At 55.7% G+C, this 17,540-nt stretch carries 16 protein-coding genes; 7 read left to right on the top strand and 9 right to left on the bottom strand.

Features of this window, described 5'->3' with window-relative positions; genetic code table 11:
* Positions 1-258: 258 nt before the first annotated feature.
* On the top strand, positions 259-2,076 hold the full coding sequence (gene typA, locus BC777_RS02540; protein WP_100366590.1) for a translational GTPase TypA: 1,818 nt from the start codon (positions 259-261) through the stop codon (positions 2,074-2,076).
* Positions 2,077-2,127: 51 nt separating this feature from the next.
* Here typA and BC777_RS02535 read toward each other — a convergent pair whose 3' ends face one another.
* The 4 genes from BC777_RS02535 to recA form a co-directional block, all read right to left on the bottom strand.
* The gene (locus tag BC777_RS02535; protein WP_100366589.1) at positions 2,128-2,598 is read right to left on the bottom strand and encodes an MOSC domain-containing protein; all 471 of its coding nucleotides are present in this window, start codon (positions 2,596-2,598) and stop codon (positions 2,128-2,130) included.
* Entirely contained in the window at positions 2,595-2,882 is a 288-nt protein-coding gene (locus BC777_RS02530) for a DUF1330 domain-containing protein (RefSeq protein WP_100366588.1), read from the bottom strand. Before BC777_RS02530 ends, BC777_RS02535 begins: the two co-directional genes overlap by 4 nt.
* On the bottom strand, positions 2,879-5,536 hold the full coding sequence (gene alaS / locus BC777_RS02525; protein WP_100366587.1) for an alanine--tRNA ligase: 2,658 nt from the start codon (positions 5,534-5,536) through the stop codon (positions 2,879-2,881). The genes BC777_RS02530 and alaS overlap by 4 nt, the downstream gene beginning before the upstream one ends.
* Before the next feature lie 222 nt (positions 5,537-5,758).
* Positions 5,759-6,841, bottom strand: coding sequence for a recombinase RecA (recA, locus tag BC777_RS02520; protein WP_100366586.1), 1,083 nt, complete (start codon positions 6,839-6,841; stop codon positions 5,759-5,761).
* A 194-nt stretch (positions 6,842-7,035) separates the two neighbouring features.
* On the opposite strand from recA, the gene BC777_RS02515 reads away from it, so the two are divergent.
* Entirely contained in the window at positions 7,036-7,632 is a 597-nt protein-coding gene (locus BC777_RS02515; protein ID WP_100366585.1) for a sulfotransferase family protein, read from the top strand.
* 111 nt (positions 7,633-7,743) lie between these two features.
* A complete protein-coding gene (locus tag BC777_RS02510; RefSeq protein WP_100366584.1) occupies positions 7,744-8,352 on the top strand; it encodes an SGNH/GDSL hydrolase family protein in 609 nt (202 codons plus the stop codon).
* A gap of 27 nt (positions 8,353-8,379) precedes the next feature.
* On the opposite strand, the gene glpK is transcribed toward BC777_RS02510, so the two are convergent.
* Both glpK and glpD read right to left on the bottom strand, forming a co-directional pair.
* Entirely contained in the window at positions 8,380-9,870 is a 1,491-nt protein-coding gene (gene glpK, locus BC777_RS02505) for a glycerol kinase GlpK (protein ID WP_100366583.1), read from the bottom strand.
* 26 nt (positions 9,871-9,896) lie between these two features.
* The gene (gene glpD / locus BC777_RS02500) at positions 9,897-11,438 is read right to left on the bottom strand and encodes a glycerol-3-phosphate dehydrogenase (RefSeq protein WP_100366582.1); all 1,542 of its coding nucleotides are present in this window, start codon (positions 11,436-11,438) and stop codon (positions 9,897-9,899) included.
* A 169-nt stretch (positions 11,439-11,607) separates the two neighbouring features.
* Here glpD and BC777_RS02495 point away from each other — a divergent pair, with 169 nt between their 5' ends.
* Positions 11,608-12,369 (top strand): DeoR/GlpR family DNA-binding transcription regulator, encoded by a 762-nt coding sequence (locus BC777_RS02495; RefSeq protein ID WP_100366581.1) that lies wholly within the window; start codon positions 11,608-11,610, stop codon positions 12,367-12,369.
* Between the two features lie 43 nt (positions 12,370-12,412).
* On the opposite strand, the gene BC777_RS02490 is transcribed toward BC777_RS02495, so the two are convergent.
* The 3 genes from BC777_RS02490 to BC777_RS02480 all read right to left on the bottom strand — a co-directional run bounded on the left by BC777_RS02490 (position 12,413) and on the right by BC777_RS02480 (position 14,938).
* Entirely contained in the window at positions 12,413-12,958 is a 546-nt protein-coding gene (locus BC777_RS02490) for a hypothetical protein (protein ID WP_133122504.1), read from the bottom strand.
* 129 nt (positions 12,959-13,087) lie between these two features.
* On the bottom strand, positions 13,088-13,810 hold the full coding sequence (locus BC777_RS02485) for an RlmE family RNA methyltransferase (protein WP_100366579.1): 723 nt from the start codon (positions 13,808-13,810) through the stop codon (positions 13,088-13,090).
* 15 nt (positions 13,811-13,825) lie between these two features.
* Positions 13,826-14,938: a Ppx/GppA phosphatase family protein gene (locus BC777_RS02480; protein ID WP_100366578.1), complete on the bottom strand. Its 1,113-nt coding sequence runs from the start codon at positions 14,936-14,938 to the stop codon at positions 13,826-13,828.
* Positions 14,939-15,180: 242 nt separating this feature from the next.
* Between BC777_RS02480 and BC777_RS02475 the strand changes: the two genes are divergently transcribed.
* From BC777_RS02475 to BC777_RS02465, 3 genes are read left to right on the top strand one after another with little or no spacing between them, the layout of a single operon-like run.
* Positions 15,181-15,477: a virulence factor gene (locus BC777_RS02475; protein ID WP_100367965.1), complete on the top strand. Its 297-nt coding sequence runs from the start codon at positions 15,181-15,183 to the stop codon at positions 15,475-15,477.
* A gap of 44 nt (positions 15,478-15,521) precedes the next feature.
* Entirely contained in the window at positions 15,522-16,466 is a 945-nt protein-coding gene (locus BC777_RS02470; RefSeq protein ID WP_100366577.1) for a methylenetetrahydrofolate reductase, read from the top strand.
* The gene (locus BC777_RS02465; RefSeq protein WP_100366576.1) at positions 16,463-17,530 is read left to right on the top strand and encodes a methyltetrahydrofolate cobalamin methyltransferase; all 1,068 of its coding nucleotides are present in this window, start codon (positions 16,463-16,465) and stop codon (positions 17,528-17,530) included. The genes BC777_RS02470 and BC777_RS02465 overlap by 4 nt, the downstream gene beginning before the upstream one ends.
* The last annotated feature ends 10 nt before the right edge of the window (positions 17,531-17,540 follow it).

Raw genomic sequence — 17,540 nt, 5'->3', positions numbered from 1 at the left:
AAAGGGTGATAAAGAAATGGTAGGCACAATACCGACTTTAACGTCATCAGCTTGAGTAAGATTTTTGTCCTGCGTAATCGGGGAACCGATCGGTCCATTGCCACTCACTGTCATCATTGACCACAATATGAATGGTATCCACATTCGTTGGTTCTGTGACCATTCCCCCAAGCCCGCTACATCAGCACGCATTTAGGGCTAGCCATTGCTGCGTTGCCGCGCTATCCGCGCGGCAACTTACCCTTAAAGGCTGATCCCATGGATATCCGCAATATTGCGATCATCGCACACGTTGACCACGGCAAGACGACACTTGTTGATGAACTTCTCAAACAGTCCGGCGTATTCCGGGATAATGAGGCCGTGTCCGAACGCGCAATGGATAGCAATGATATCGAACGCGAGCGCGGGATCACCATTCTGGCGAAATGTACGTCCGTTGAGTGGAAAGGCACGCGTATCAATATCGTTGACACCCCCGGCCACGCTGACTTCGGCGGCGAGGTTGAGCGGATCTTGTCGATGGTGGACGGTGTTGTGCTGCTGGTGGATGCCGCCGAAGGGCCGATGCCACAAACAAAATTCGTGACATCCAAGGCACTGGCCTTGGGTCTGCGCCCTATCGTGGTGGTCAACAAGGTCGACAAACCCGATGGGGAGCCTGACCGCGCCGTGGATGAAGTGTTTGACCTCTTCGCCGCTCTGGAAGCCTCTGATGATCAGCTCGACTTCCCCTCAATGTTCGCCTCTGGCCGCGCAGGCTGGTGCGATGCCGCGCTTGATGGCCCACGCGAGAACCTGGATGCGCTATTCGATCTGATCGTCGACCACGTGCCCACACCAAAACAAATCACCCGCAAGGATGAACCGTTCCAGATGCTGGCAACCACCCTGTCCGCCGACCCATTCATCGGGCGCATCCTGACAGGCCGTGTTGAGGCTGGCACGCTGAAGGCCGGTGACACAATCAAGGCCCTGTCCCGCGAGGGAGAGAAGATCGAACAGTTCAGGGTTTCCAAAATCCTTGCCTTCCGGGGCCTGATGCAACAGCCAATCGATGTGGCAGAGGCCGGTGACATCGTCACAATCGCAGGTATGACCAAAGCGACGGTTGCTGACACTCTCTGTGACCCGGCTATTGAAACACCAATCCCCGCACAACCGATTGACCCGCCCACGATCACCGTAACCTTTGGCATCAACGACAGCCCGCTGGCGGGCCGTGATGGTAAAAAGGTACAATCCCGTGTCATCCGTGAACGCCTGATGAAAGAAGCTGAGGTCAATGTCGCAATCAAAATCGCCGACACCCCCGGTGGTGACGCGTTTGAAGTCTCGGGTCGTGGCGAATTGCAAATGGGTGTTCTGATCGAAAACATGCGCCGCGAAGGGTTTGAGCTGTCCATCTCGCGCCCGCAGGTCATCTTCACAGAAGAAGACGGGCAGCGCATGGAGCCGGTTGAGGAAGTGACCATTGACGTGGACGACGAATACACTGGCGTCGTGGTTGAAAAGCTAACCGGCCCCCGCAAAGGCGAACTGGTCGAGATGAAGCCCGCTGGCGCTGGCAAGACACGCATCATCGCACATGTCCCGTCGCGTGGCCTCATCGGCTATCACGGTGAATTCCTGACAGACACCCGCGGCTCTGGCGTACTAAACCGCCTGTTCCACGGTCAGACAGCCTATAAAGGCAAGATCGACGGACGCCGCCAAGGTGTTCTGATCTCAATGGAAAATGGCACATCGGTTGCCTTCGCCCTGTGGAACCTCGAAGACCGCGGCAAGATGTTCATCGGCGCGCAGGAAGCCGTCTATACAGGCATGATCATCGGCGAACATAGCCGCGAGAATGATCTGGAAGTGAACCCGCTCAAGGGTAAAAAACTGACAAACGTCCGCGCCTCTGGCACCGACGAAGCGGTGCGCCTGACGACGCCCGTGACGATGTCGCTGGAACAGGCGATTGCCTATATTGACGACGATGAACTGGTTGAGGTCACACCCAACGCGATCCGCCTGCGCAAGCGCTATCTGGACCCGCATGAGCGCAAACGGCAAGCGCGCGCCAGTTAAGCCAGACAGAATCTCCCAAGATTTTGGCCCGGATTCTTAGAAAAATCCGGGTCATACAGGCAAGATCTTATCGCCAACATGCAGCCTACCGGGCGTGGCGACGCTGGCATACCAGCCGCCATGCCCACGCATCGCGTTATAACCGCCGGGCCCCAGCTCTTTTTCCATGCGGGAACAGGGCGGGCACGGCCCATGGATTTCTAACACAACATCGCCGACACGCAGCAGGCCTTTGCGCAAAGCCAGCAGGTTTAATCCCGACACAACAAGATTGCGGCGTAACACCTCTGGCTTGATAACATCATGACCTGACAGGGCCGCGACAACAGGTAAATGTTCCGCTTGGATCAAGGTCACAGCACGCTTACCGGCACGCCCATGATCACCAACCAAGCCAGTGTCTATGACATCGACGCTTTGAACGATATCGATGGGCGCATAGCGTTCTGCCCGCAGCCCTATCCAGTCTAACCGTCCGGCCCGCGCATGGCGGGCCATCATTTCGCCAAGCTGACCTTTCAATCGATCTCTTCAACGATGCTCAGTTCACGTTGGCTGGCCCCTTTGGCAAAGCCAAGCGCCTCTTGATACGCATCCGAGTAATAGCAATCGTGGGCTGCCTGCAGGCTGGGAAAGCGCGCCACAACGTTGCGCGGCCGATCAGGCCCTTCCAACTGCTCATATGCGCCACCGCGGGCCAAAAAGACGCCGCCGTGATCTGCAATCGCGCCCGTCGCCCGCTTGGCGTATTCGCCGTAGGCGGCTTCATCCGTCACCGTCACATGTGCAATCCAAAGTGCGCTCATTTTACTCCCTCCAAAACAGCTTTGGCCGCCGCGATCGCGGCCTCTGCGTTCTCAGCGGATGCACCGCCACCCTGCGCCATATCAGGGCGACCACCGCCACCCTTGCCGCCCAACTCAGGCGTCACAGCGCGCAAGACATCCACCGCAGAGACCCGATCTGTCAGGTCACTTGTCACCCCAGCAGCGACGGCAGCCTTACCGCCTGCATCCGCAATCAGAACAACCACGCCAGAGCCGATCTTTTCCTTGAACTGATCAACAAGCGACGGAAGATCTTTGCCAGACACGCCTGACATTACCTGTCCCATAAAGCAGATACCGTTCACATCCACCTGCACCGCGTCACTGCCGGCGCCGCCGCCCATGGCCACCTCACGGCGCAATTGCGCCACTTCATTTGCAAGCGCCTTACGCTCATCCATCAAAGCTTTCACGCGTTCAGCGACCTCAGCCGCAGGCGCCTTTAGCACCGCTGCCGCCTGCCCCAGGCGCGCATCCTGTTCGCGCAGATAATCCAGCGCCGCCTGACCGGTCAGCGCCTCAATCCGGCGGACACCGGCGCTTGACGCGCTATCGCCCAAAGTGACAAAGGCCCCGATCTCGCCCAATTGCGATACATGTGTGCCGCCGCAAAGCTCCAACGAATATGTATTGCCATCTGTGCCCTTGCCAGAGCCATCCTGCCAGCCCATCGATACAACGCGTACCTCATCACCGTATTTTTCACCAAAAAGCGCCTGTGCGCCCATGGCGCGGGCATCATCAGGTGTCATGATCCGGGTTTCAACCGTGCTATTTTGACGAATAATCGCATTCACATCACGTTCGACCTGTGCCAGTTCATCCTCGGACAGAGCCTTGGTATGGCTGAAATCAAAGCGCAAACGATCTGGTGCATTCAGCGACCCACGCTGCGCGATATGATCGCCCAACACTTCGCGAAGCGCCTCGTTCAACAAATGCGTGGCAGAGTGATTTGCCTGAATGCCACTGCGGCGTGCCGCATCGACAGAAAGTTCAGCACCCTGCCCTTTGCCGATGTGGCCTTCCATGACCTTTGCGATATGAACATAAACACCGGCAATCTTCTTGGTGTCCGAAATAGCGGCCTTGCCGGTCTCTGTTATCAGCATACCCGCGTCGCCAACCTGACCACCCGCTTCGGCATAGAATGGTGTCTGGTTCAGCACAATTTGAACGGTGCCCTCCGCCTGATCAACCGTGGCCCCATCAACAACCAATGCCGCAATCTGTCCTTCAGCACTCAGCGTATCGTATCCCAGAAAATCCGTCGTACCGCTTTCATCAGCGATATCAAACCAAACAGCACTCTCAGCCGCATCCCCGATGCCAGACCACGCCGCGCGGGCCTTCGCTTTCTGTTCTGCCATGGCCGCATCAAACCCATCGGTATCAACCGCCCGTCCCTTTTCACGCAGGGCGTCCTGCGTCAGATCAAGGGGGAAGCCGTATGTATCATAAAGCTTGAAGGCCGCCTTGCCGGGCAGTGCCGCATCCGCTGGCAAACCGGCCAGTTCTTCATCCAAGAGTTTCAAACCACGATCCAGCGTTTGCTTAAAGCGGACCTCTTCGTTCAAAAGCGTCTCTTCAATCAGGCGCTGACCCTGACCCAACTCAGGATAAGCGGCCCCCATCTGCTGCACCAGCGCAGGCACCAAACGGTGCATGACCGGGTCTTTACTACCCAACAGATGCGCATGGCGCATGGCCCGGCGCATGATGCGGCGCAGCACGTAACCGCGCCCTTCGTTGGAGGGCAGAACACCCTCAGCAATCAGGAAAGAAGTCGATCGCAGATGATCCGCAATCACCCGGTGGTGGGTATTGCCCGGACCGTCGGGGTCGCTTGATGTCACATCGGCCGACGCCTCAATCAAGGCACGCATCACATCGATATCATAGTTGTCATGCTTGCCTTGCAACAGCGCCGCGATCCGTTCCAGCCCCATGCCTGTGTCAATCGACTGCATCTTAAGCGGTGTCATAGTGCCATCCGCGAACTGTTCGTTCTGCATGAACACGATATTCCAAATCTCAATAAACCGATCGCCATCTTCCTCGGGTGATCCCGGCAGACCACCCCAGATATGATCGCCATGATCATAGAAGATCTCGGTACATGGGCCGCAAGGGCCAGTGGGCCCCATGCGCCAGAAATTATCGTCGGTCGCAATGCGGATGATCCGGTCATCCGGCAGACCGGCGACTTTTTTCCAGATATCAGCCGCTTCATCGTCGGTGTGATAGACCGTTACCAGCAAACGGTCCTTATCGATGCCAAAGTCCTGCGTCAGCAATTCCCATGCAAAAGCAATGGCTTCTGCCTTGAAGTAATCACCAAAGCTAAAGTTACCCAGCATCTCGAAAAACGTATGGTGGCGCGCGGTATAACCGACATTGTCCAGATCATTATGCTTGCCGCCGGCGCGCACACATTTCTGGCTGGTGGTCGCACGCGCGTAGTCGCGGGTTTCAACCCCGGTAAACAGGTTCTTGAACTGCACCATGCCCGAATTGGCAAACATCATCGTGGGGTCGTTGCGCGGCACAAGCGGGCTAGAGGTCACAACCTCATGGCCTTGTTTGCCAAAGTAATTCAGAAAGGTCGAACGGATGTCAGCAAGACTTGTCATAGCGTGCTTTCAGGCAAGGTTTTCTGTTGAACCGCAGAAATAGCCCCGCACCAGCACACTGTCCACAGACAAACACCCCCTGAATTTCCTCATGCCATCAAACGGATCAAACAAGGCATTGCAAAAACGAAAAAGGGCACCGTATTTTACGGCACCCTTTTCCGGATATTCTCTACCAACCACTTACGGCGGATACATTTTCAGCAGTTGCAGTCTGCAACCTTAAACTTCGACCAAGTCGTCGTCGCCGTCATCGTTGACGCCTTCCGGCAGATCAAAATCCAACCCATGCGCCGCACGGATTTTATCTTCAATCTCCAGCGCGATGTTCTGGTTTTCACGCAGGAAAATCTTGGAATTCTCACGCCCCTGCCCGATCCGCTCGTCGCCATAACTGAACCAAGCACCAGATTTTTCGACCACACCGGCCTTCACACCCAGATCAAGCAATTCACCCATCTTCGAGATGCCTTCGCCATACATGATGTCGAATTCCACCTGTTTGAACGGCGGCGCCACCTTGTTCTTTACTACCTTCACACGAGTGGCGTTCCCCACAACCTCGTCACGATCCTTAATCGCACCGATCCGGCGGATATCCAGACGGACAGAGGCGTAGAATTTCAGCGCATTACCACCAGTCGTGGTTTCAGGAGAGCCAAACATCACACCAATCTTCATCCGGATCTGGTTGATGAAAATCACCATGCAGCCTGAACGGTTGATCGAACCTGTCAGCTTGCGCATCGCCTGGGACATCAAGCGCGCATGCACACCGACAGAGCTGTCGCCCATATCGCCTTCCAATTCGGACTTTGGCGTCAAGGCAGCTACCGAATCCACGATCACCATGTTCACCGCACCGGACCGCACCAGCGTGTCGACAATTTCCAACGCTTGCTCACCGGTATCAGGCTGCGAAATCAGCAGTTCATCCAGATTCACGCCCAGTTTCTTCGCATATTGCGGGTCCAGCGCGTGTTCCGCATCGACAAAGGCGCAAACCCCGCCTTTTTTCTGCTCTTCCGCAATCGCGTGCAGGGTCAACGTGGTTTTACCCGACGATTCAGGACCATAAATCTCTATCACGCGGCCCTTGGGCAATCCACCAATCCCCAGTGCGATATCCAAACCCAGCGAACCGGTCGATGTCGCCTCGATATCGGCCATCTGATTCTGACCGCCGAGCTTCATGATAGAGCCTTTACCGAACTGCCGTTCGATCTGCGCCAGCGCGCTTTCCAGCGCTTTTTCTTTATCCGCGGTCTTCTTGTCAGTCATTTTGAGGAGTTCTGCCGTTGCCATGTGTCCTGTCCTTATTTCACGCCGTCCAAAGGGCGGCAATCACTGCTTTTGTTCTCATTGTGTTCTCATTGTTAATGAGATCAAAAGCAGAACATTGCAACATAAATTTTCATCACTCACCCTCATCCAAAGGTGGTTAAGGAAAGGTTTATGGCCTAGCATTAGCTGCGAAACAGACGAAAGACAGCGAATAAATGCTTGTTTTCTGGAAAGAAAATCTGGTGCTGATGGCAGTGCCCAAGACAGGGTCCACCGCATTGGAAGGCGCGCTGGCCCCGCGTGCGTCACTGGTGCTACGCGATCCGCCAGAGCTGAAACATGCGCCATGCTACCGCTATAAACGATTCCTTAAACCGATGTTCAAGCAGGTCGGCGGGCAAAACCCCGAATTGATGGCCATCGTGCGCAACCCGATTGACTGGCTGGGCAGCTGGTATCGGTATCGCACCCGCGCCGATCTGATCGGGCATGAAAACAGTACACGTGACGTCAGTTTTGACGATTTTGTGCTGGAGTACTGCAAGGGTACGCCCGCCCCGTTTGCAAACGTCGGCTCACAAAACAAGTTTCTGCGGATCAACGATGGCGAGATGGGCGCGCAACATCTGTTTCAATATGAGCAATGGGACAAGGTGATCGGGTATCTGGAAGAGCGGCTAGCGGTGCAGATCATGCTGAAGCAAAAGAATGTGTCGCCGAAGATGGAGTTGACTTTGTCGGCAGAGGTGGAGGCAAAGTTGCGGGATAAACGGGCGGCGGAGTTTGCGGTGTGGGAGATGTCGAAGTCATGATAACTAATGCCTAAAGAGCGCCATGAGCCCAAATTGACCTTTCCAATGATTTTCTCCATAGGCTTTCCCATGTAGTTTGTTCCAGCCAGTAGCCCGCAGGAGAACGTCGGTATGAAATCTAAGCACTTAGTTCTGGCAGGCGACTCGATCTTTGATAACGACGGTTACGTTCTGGGTGAAGCTGGTGTGATTGAACAATTGCGCTGTACGCTTCCTGCAGCATGCTCGGCATCCAAAGTCGCTGTTGATGGTGATTGTATTAGGCATGTTAAAGACCAGATCGCAGACTTGCCTTCAAACGCGACCGACTTGATCGTTAGCGTTGGCGGAAACGACGCGCGCTACCATTCTGCGCTTCTTTCAAAAATACAACATATCAATGACTTAGACACCCTTCTATGCGGTCCTTTGGCTGAATTCACTTCTGACTATAGGCTTATGCTTGATGCTGCGAAAGCAACCGGTTTAAAGGTTTATGTGTGTACAATTTACACTGCTGTACCGTTTGAAGATCCTATCTGGCGGCAGTTTGCTCCGCTCGCTATCGGCAAATTCAACGAAGTCATAGTAGCACAAGCAAGCGCTCAAGGAATTCCGGTGCTCTCATTGCAAGAAGTGTGCACCGATACCAACGACTTTTCGATAGTATCGCCGATTGAGCCATCCAACCAAGGCGGGCAAAAGATCGTGAACCATATTGTCGAAATCGTATTGGGGTAAGGTCAGCTTCATTCGCAAAGCCGACATCTACCTTCCGCTCAAAGTCCTTTTCACCGCATCCTGCCAGCCCGCATACCGCCGCTCCCGCGTTACCTCATCCATCTGCGGTTCAAACCGCTGATCCAGCGCCCAATTGGCCGCAAAACCGGCCTGATCGGGATAAACACCAGCCCGGCTGCCCGCCAGCCACGCCACACCCAAAGCCGTTGTCTCCAACACCGTTGGCCGGTCCACCGGCGCGCCAATGATATCGGACAGGAACTGCATCGACCAATCCGATGCGCTCATGCCCCCATCAACCCGCAAAATGCCATCTGTATCAGAGGCTTGCCAATCGCTCTTCATCGCCTCTAACAAATCACGCGTCTGAAAACCGACACTTTCAAGCGCCGCCTTCGCGAGCTCTGCCGGGCCGGAGTTGCGGGTTAAGCCGTAGATTGCTCCGCGTGCCTCCGCATCCCAGTAAGGCGCGCCAAGGCCTGTAAAAGCCGGCACCATATAGAGTTCCTGCGCTGCATCAGCAGTCTCTGCCAAGGGCTGTGTTTCCTTGGCGTCACGGATGATCTTCAATCCGTCGCGCAGCCATTGCACAACCGCGCCAGCGATAAAGATCGACCCTTCCAGCGCATAGGTCGGCTTGCCGTCAAACTGATAGGCAATCGTGCCCAACAGCCGCTTTTTGCTTTCCACCAGCGTGTCGCCGGTGTTGAGCAATGCAAAACATCCTGTGCCATAGGTCGATTTCAACATCCCCGGCGCGAAGCAGGCCTGCCCGATTGTGGCCGCTTGCTGGTCGCCCGCAACGCCAAGAATCGGAAGCTCTGTGCCAAAGAGATCCGCGCGGGTCACCCCAAAGTCTGCCGCGCAATCCAATACCTCTGGCAGCATAGACATAGGGATACCGAAACGCTCACAAATCGTTGTACTCCACCGCCCGTTGCGGATGTCGTAAAGCATTGTTCTGGCGGCATTTGTGGCGTCGGTCACATGGCGCTTGCCGCCCGTGAGCTTCCAGATCAGATAGCAGTCGACAGTCCCGAAAAGCAGCTCGCCAGCTTCGGCGCGCGCCCGCGCACCCTCAACCTTGTCGAGGATGTAGTTCACCTTCGTCCCTGAGAAATAAGGATCCGCCAGAAGCCCTGTTTTCTGTGTGATGGTCGCCTCAAACCCTTCCTTACGCAGTTCCTCGCAAAAGGGTGCTGTTCGCCTGTCCTGCCAGACAATCGCATTGTGGATCGGCTCACCCGTGTTCTTATCCCAAACCAGTGTCGTCTCACGTTGGTTGGTAATCCCTATCGCGGCGATCTCGGCGGCGGTAATCCCTGCCTTCTCAATCGCACCTCGGCAGGTCGAGGCAACCGATGACCATATGTCGGATGGATCATGCTCCACCCATCCTGACCGCGGGAAATGCTGGGTAAACTCCTCCTGCGCGGTCGCCTTGATCTGCATGTCAGCGTCAAAGATGATCGCGCGGCTTGATGTCGTGCCTTGGTCGATAGCCAGAATGTAAGTCATGGTGTCCCCCCGTTTGTCGTTTTGTTTCAAGCCGCCATAAAGGCGTCAAGGGTAGCAACTTGATCAGAGGTCAGGCGCAAACCCAGCTTGGAGCGTCGCCAAACGACATCTTCGGCGCTGAGAGCATATTCCTTGGCCATCAGCCATTTCACCTCGGCCTCGGTCAATGTGCCCCCAAAATCGCGCCCAAGATCGGCGGCAGATTTGGCGTCGCCCAAGACTGTCCGCGCCTCTGTCCCATAACCTTTGATCAGACGCAGCGCCCAGTTTGCATCCACGAATGGATACGCCGCCTGCAAGTCCGCAACCAGTTGATCGCGTTCCTTCACCCTGAAGTCCCCACCGGGCAATGGTGCATCTGCCGTCCAGGGTGCGCCTCCGCCCACCAGTGGCTCAAGCCTCTTCAACGCATTCTCGGCCAATTTGCGATAGGTCGTGATCTTGCCACCGAAGATATTCAAGAGCGGCGCGCCATTCTCATCCAAAGACAGCACATAATCACGGGTCGCCGCAGTCGCCGACTTTGCCCCGTCATCATAGAGCGGGCGAACACCTGAATAAGTCCAGACGATATCATCGCGGGTGACTGATTTTTCGAAATATTGGGACGCGAAGGCACAAAGATAATCCTGTTCCTCATCGGTCGCATAGGGCTGTTCTGACAGGTTCTCATGCTCGGCATCAGTTGTCCCGATCAGTGTGAAATCTGTCTCATAGGGAATAGCAAAGATAATCCGGCCATCCTCACCTTGAAAGAAGTAGCTCTTGTCGTGATCAAAAAGCTTCTTGGTCACGATATGGCTGCCCCGGACCAGCCTCACACCCTCTGATGTGTTCAGCCGGGCCACATCGCGCACGATGTTTTCCACCCATGGGCCACCGGCATTAACCAGTGCGCGGGCGGTATGCGTATGCTGAACACCGCCATGCGCAGTGACAATCTGCCAAACACCATCAACACGGGTCGCACTCACCACTTTGGTGCGGGTCATGATCGTGGCACCGCGTTCGTCTGCATCACGGGCATTGAGAACCACCAGACGCGAGTCTTCGATCCAGCAGTCAGAGTATTCATAGGCTTTCTTGAATTTACCTTTCAGCGGCTCACCAGTCTCGCGCTTGGTCAGATCGACCACATGGGTGCCGGGCAGGATTTTTCGCCCGCCCAGATTGTCATACATGAACAGTCCTAGGCGGATCAGCCACGCTGGTCGCCGGCCCTTCATCCATGGCATGACCGTCGAGAGCAGTTTCGATGTTGGCGTATCGTTCTCGAACCGCATGTCGGCGTGATAAGGCAGAACAAAACGCATTGGCCAAGAGATGTGGGGCATGTTCTTGAGCAATACTTCGCGCTCAACCAAAGCTTTCTTGACCAAACCAAACTCAAAAAACTCCAGATAGCGCAAGCCACCATGAAACAGCTTCGTCGATGCTGAAGAGGTCGCCGAACCAAGATCATTCATCTCGGCCAACCCAACTTTCAGCCCACGCCCTGCCGCATCGCGCGCGATGCCGCAGCCATTGATCCCGCCGCCAATGATAAAGATGTCAAAGTCCGCGTCCATGTCGTTCCCCATTAATTTGCGGATGGTTTAGACGCATGGTGGGCAGGCGCAAGTCGCAACGTTTTTGCTGTTCGCGCCTTCACATACGAAAATGAACCGAAACGGTTGAATATCATATTTTCATATTATTCAAGTTGCACTGTGTTCGTTTAATTTCATAAACGAATATATGGATACCGAAACCCGCCTTGCCCACATCCGCGCCCTCGCCCAGACCGAAGGCAAGGTCTTGGCGACCGACCTGGCCACCAAATTAGGCGTTGCCGTGCAAACCATCCGCCGTGACCTGCGCCAGCTTTGTGCTGCGGGGTTGTTAGAGCGCATCCACGGCGGTGCCGTCCTGCCCTCTGGCGTTAGCAACATCGGCTATGGCGACAGACGCGCGCTGAACCGCGATATCAAAATCAGGATCGCACGGCGCACGGCCCAGCTGATCCCCGATAACGCCTCGCTGTTCCTCAACATTGGAACAACGACAGAGGCAGTGGCCCACGCCCTGCACGCCCACCGTAACCTGATGGTGGTGACCAATAACCTGAACGTAGCGAACATCTTAGCGCAAAACCCCAGCTGCGATGTGGTGGTGGCAGGCGGCAGTCTGCGGCGGTCAGACGGCGGGCTGGTGGGCGATCTTGCCGCCCTGGCGATTGATCGGTTCAAGGTCGATTTCGCCGTGATTGGCGCCTCGGCCATCGACCTCAGCGGCGATCTGCTGGATTTCGACCCCGAGGAAGTACGGGTCAGCCAACAGGTGATCAAAGCGGCACGGGCAACGATCCTTGTCGCCGACAGCACGAAGTTCACGCGCAAAGCCCCGGTCAAGATCGCGTCACTGGCGCAGGTGGATCACTTCGTGACCGACCGGGTGACGTCAGAGGCGCTGATCAATCGGTGCAGCGATTGGGAGACGCAAATCTGCTCAACCGCTTAATGTATGGCCGTCCTTGTTTGCAAACGATCAGTTTTTAAACACCTCATATAGAACGTGAACCGCGTCTTTTCCAATTTCGAACAGCGGACCACATCAGAAGACATGTTAGGCTTAAAAACGCTAGAATTACGACCAACTCAGCCACCAGAGTGATGTGATACAGGAGTTCGGCAAAAGTGTCATAATCTGTGTATCGCTGTGGCACGGGGAAAAAGAACAGGATGAACTTCGCTGCCGAATTGTCAGTAATTATCCCAAGATGAAACAGCCAGAAAAGCATTTTGGTGACACGCGGGTATTGCATCGCACCCACGTAAGTTTGCATCCAGATGACCCCAGACATAAACGCCATGACGGCACCAAGACGAATTGCAAGCCACCAGTCCTTCGCAACATCATACGAAGAGAAAGGGGTTTGCACGTCCAAAGGATCACCCGAAGTTACCTGGTCGCCCAAAAAACCAATACTACCGAAAAACGCGTAAACGATTGCGACAATTGCAAATAACGCGGCTGGTTGCAAATGCTTAAGGTGTGCGACCGCCGGACCAACCATCAAACAAATCAAAAGAAGCCATGATAAATCCAAGTGCTATTTTCCTCGCTGCAATGTATCGGCTTGCAGGGCCGTATGGCTTCTGAATCAACGCCTTCAACTTTGCGCATTAAATGATAGCCGTCATCGCCTACCAATCAGCTATATCGACGACCACACAACTTAAACAGCGCCCTTAAACCCCGTCGCCACCACAAACTTCTCTGAACTATCCGACCGCGACGCGGGCGGCTTCACATTCGCCACCTTCGTAAACCTTGCCTTCAGTAGTTTCTGCAAATCCCCTTCGGCCCCGCCAGCCAGCACCTTGGCAACAAAAGTCCCACCCTCTTCCAGCACATCGAACGCAAAGTAAGCCGCCGCTTCGCAAAGGGCGATGATCCGCAAGTGATCGGTCTGTTTATGACCAGAGGCGGAGGCGGCCATATCCGACATCACCACATCGGCTTTGCCGCCCAGCCAGTCCTTCACTTTCAGATCAGCGTCATCTTCCATGAAATCCAACTGGTGAATCTCTGCCCCAGCCACAGGCTCCACCTCTTGCAGGTCAACACCCAGCACATACCCTTGCGCCTTGCTTGTCCGCTCACCCAGTGTATTCGCGCGTTTGACCGCAACTTGCAGCCATCCCCCCGGCGCACAGCCCAGATCGACAATGCGCGCGCCCGGCACCAGAAAGCGATATTTATCGTCCAGTTCCAATATCTTATAGGCTGCACGGCCCCGATACCCTTCGGTCTGCGCCCGCTTCACGTATGGGTCGTTCAGCTGCCGCTGCAACCATTGGGTCGAGCTCAGCTTGCGCCCGCGTGCGGTTTTCACCTTCACGGTCAAATCGCGCTGTCCGCGCCCGGATGTGTTCTTTTTGGTGGGTTTCTTGGCCATAGCCCCGCCTATCGCCTAAAACGGCGTATCTTCCAAGACCCCATGCGCCGACATCTGCGCATAAAGCAGGCCCTCGCGCAGTCCACGATCCGCGACAGACAAACGGTCCGTTGGCCAAAGCCGCATCAGCGCCTGCAAGATGGCGGAACCCGACATGATCAGCGCTTGCCGGTCCTTGCCGATGCGCGGATCAGCGCGGCGCCCAGCGGGGCCCAGCGTGAGGTAATCGCGGATCACCGTATCAATCTGGTCAGACGTCATACGCAACCCATCGACTTTGGTGCGGTCATAGCGTTTCAGACCCAAATGGCTCGACGCCACTGTGGTTACGGTGCCGCTCGTGCCGATGATCTGAAAGCCCTCGCGCGCCTGTGCAGCGGCATAGGGTGAAAACTCTTCAAGGTTCTCTTCAAAGAACCAGCTCATCAGGGCAAACCGGGCTGCATCATCCTCAACATCCGAAAACTGATCGCGCAGGGTGGCCACACCTAAAGGTACTGAAATCCAGTCGACCACTTTAGCCGCAGCAAACGGCCCCGGATCAGACTTGAACCCCGCATGCAAACGCATGATCGCACGCGGCCGTTCACGTTTCGGCACATGTGTCAAATCGATCCAGACCAGTTCCGTTGACCCCCCTCCGATATCAACGACCAACAATTGTTCGGTATTCACGCTGACCAGTGGCGCACAGGAAATGACAGCCAACCGCGCCTCTTCTTCAGGCTTGATAATCTCGAGCTTCAGCCCGGTATCCCGACGTACTTGTGCAACAAAATTTGCACCATTCAAAGCACGCCGACAGGCCTCGGTCGCGACAAGGCGCATATGCGACACGCCGTGGCGCTTTAGCTTTTCGCGACAAATGCGCATGGCAGAGATCGTCCGATTCATCGACGCGCGCGACAACCGGCCTGTGTTTTCCAGCCCCGCGCCCAGTTGCACGGACTTGGAAAAACTATCAACCACATGAAACTGACTGCCCTTGGGTTGGGCGATCAGCATGCGGCAACTGTTCGTGCCCAAATCCAGTGCGGCATAAAGGTCCGCCGGATCAGGCTGTTTTGGCGCGGGGGTCTCGACCGCTTTCGGGAACGCGCCCGCACCTTTGGGACGCTTGGGCGCCATCACTACGCCCTCCTATGTCGTGTTATAGTCAAGCTAGGCGCGGAAACCTCTTTGCACAAGCCTTGTGATGCGACCCCACAAAACCTTTATGCAGATAATGATGATAGAAGGCACTATTTTGGCGGGGCGCATCAGGTTAGCAATCAGCACGGTCGCTGTGAGCATATGCCATGTCGAAAACCGACATTGAGCGGCAAAGCGCGGTGATAGAACGGATGAAAGAAGATTTAAGGGAATCACTTATGGCTGACGTCACCATTGTCTACTGGCGCGATATGCCAGCCCAGGTCATCGTTGGTCGCGGGCGCCGGGGTGTTAAGCTCCCCCTGCCCGAACGGTTTGAACAGGCAATAGACCGTGCCGCCATGAAATCAGGCGCAGCCGAGTCTGACGATTACATGGCAGGCTTTCGCAAGGCAGACCCCATTCCCGTCGATGGCAGCGACCAAGAAGCCGCAGAGGCCACCGTCGCCAAGATCGACGCCGACTACGATGTCGAACGGATCAAAACGCTTATCGCCAATGATGGTTGGGCTTGAAGGCCCTGCCCCCTTCCCCTTTTCATGCCCTTCGGAGGTCATTCATGTCATTGCTTTCATTCCGCAAAACCAAAGACACTGCGGACACAACAACGAACCCTCAGATAGAGGCGTTCCTGCAAGACTACTCCATCGAAGTGATGCCGCGCACCGCTGAAAAAGTTGATAACTTCCGCGAATTGCTGCCCGCAGGTACCCGAGTTTACATCGCGCATATCGAAGGCACCCCGATCGAAGACATGGTCGCGACGGCAAAACGCCTTGCCGCCGACGGCTACGCTGTTATGCCGCATTTCCCAGCACGCATCATTAAAAACGGGACAACGCTCGCTGACTGGATTGCCCGCTATCAAGGTGAAGCAGGCGTCGATCAAGCGCTTTTGCTCGCCGGTGGCGTGACACAGCCGCACGGCGACTTCCATTCCTCGATGCAGCTTTTGGAAAGCGGCCTCTTCGACAAAGCAGGTTTCAAACGCCTGCATGTCGCAGGCCACCCCGAAGGCAACCGTGACATTGACAAAGACGGTTCGGACAAACTGGTTATGGAAGCACTGCACTGGAAGCAGCGTTTCAACGATACCACTGACGCCGAAATGGCGCTGGCCACGCAATTCGCCTTTGAGGCCAAACCCATTATCGCATGGGCCGATGCGATCAAGGACGCAGGCATCACATTGCCAATCCATATCGGAATCGCAGGGCCCGCCAAACTGCAAACCATGATCAAATTCGCCATCGCCTGCGGCGTCGGTCCCTCACTCAAGGTCCTGCAAAAACGCGCCAAGGATGTCAGCAAGCTCTTGTTGCCGTTCGAACCCACGGACGTGCTGACAGATCTGGCGGCCCACAAGGCCGCACATCCTGACTTCAACATCACAAACGTTCACTTCTTCCCGCTTGGCGGCATCAAGACCAACGCCAACTGGGCCATCGCACATGGCGGCGCCTCTGCCGTCCCTGCCTCTCACCTCAAGGACCAGCCTCAATGACACGCACGATTGTCGAATCCAAAACAAAGACTGCCATTATCGGGTTCGACCAACCCTTTTGCGTGATCGGTGAACGGATCAACCCGACAGGGCGCAAAATCCTCGCTGAAGAGCTGGAACGCGGTGACTTTTCACGCGTTGAAGCAGACGCGCTGGCGCAGGTCGCGGCGGGTGCGAACATCCTCGACATCAATTCCGGCGCTGTTTTCTCGAACAAAATGGCCGAAGACCCACGCTATGCCGACAATAACTTTGTCGAGCCGCCGCTGATGAAGGAAATGGTCCAGCGTGTGCAGGCCATCACAGATATCCCACTTTGCATCGACAGTTCCGTGCCGGGGGCCTTGGAAAATGGTCTGGCAGCCGCCGAAGGTCGCCCCCTGCTGAACTCCGTCACCGGCGAGGAAGAACGCCTTGAACTCGTTCTGCCGTTGGTCAAAAAATATAATGTGCCAGTCGTGGCCATCTCAAACGACGATACCGGTATTTCTGAGGACCCAGACGTGCGCTTTGCCGTCGCAAAAAAGATCGTTGAACGCGCCGCAGATTTCGGCATCCCCGCTCATGACATTGTGGTCGATCCGCTTGTCATGCCCATCGGCGCAATGGGCACTGCCGGACTACAAGTCTTTACCCTCGTCCGTCGTCTGCGCGAAGAACTGGGTGTGAACACGACCTGCGGCGCCTCAAACATCAGCTTTGGCCTGCCCAACCGCCACGGCATCAACAACGCCTTCCTGCCTATGGCAATGACGGCTGGCATGACCTCGGCCATCATGAACCCGGTGGCCCTGCCCATAGGCCCCAAAAAGATCGCTGAAAAGAAGGCCGAAGTCGAAGCTGCCGGCGTGGTGTTACCCGAAGGCATGGATGACGAAGCTTTTGTTAAGTTGTTCGGTATGGGCTCCACCAAACCACGCGCAGGCAAGGAAATGGAAGCGATCCGCGCGGCCAACTTCCTGACTGATAATGACGCATCCGGCAACGAATGGATCAAGTTCAACCGCGTCGCCCCAAAAGCGGGCGAAGGGCGCGCGCGGACAGGACGCCGCCGTCGCGGCTAGATCCCAGATT

The sequence above is a fragment of the Yoonia maricola genome (genome assembly GCF_002797915.1).
Taxonomy (GTDB): Bacteria; Pseudomonadota; Alphaproteobacteria; order Rhodobacterales; family Rhodobacteraceae; genus Yoonia; species Yoonia maricola.
This window is presented reverse-complemented; position numbering and strand designations above follow the sequence as displayed.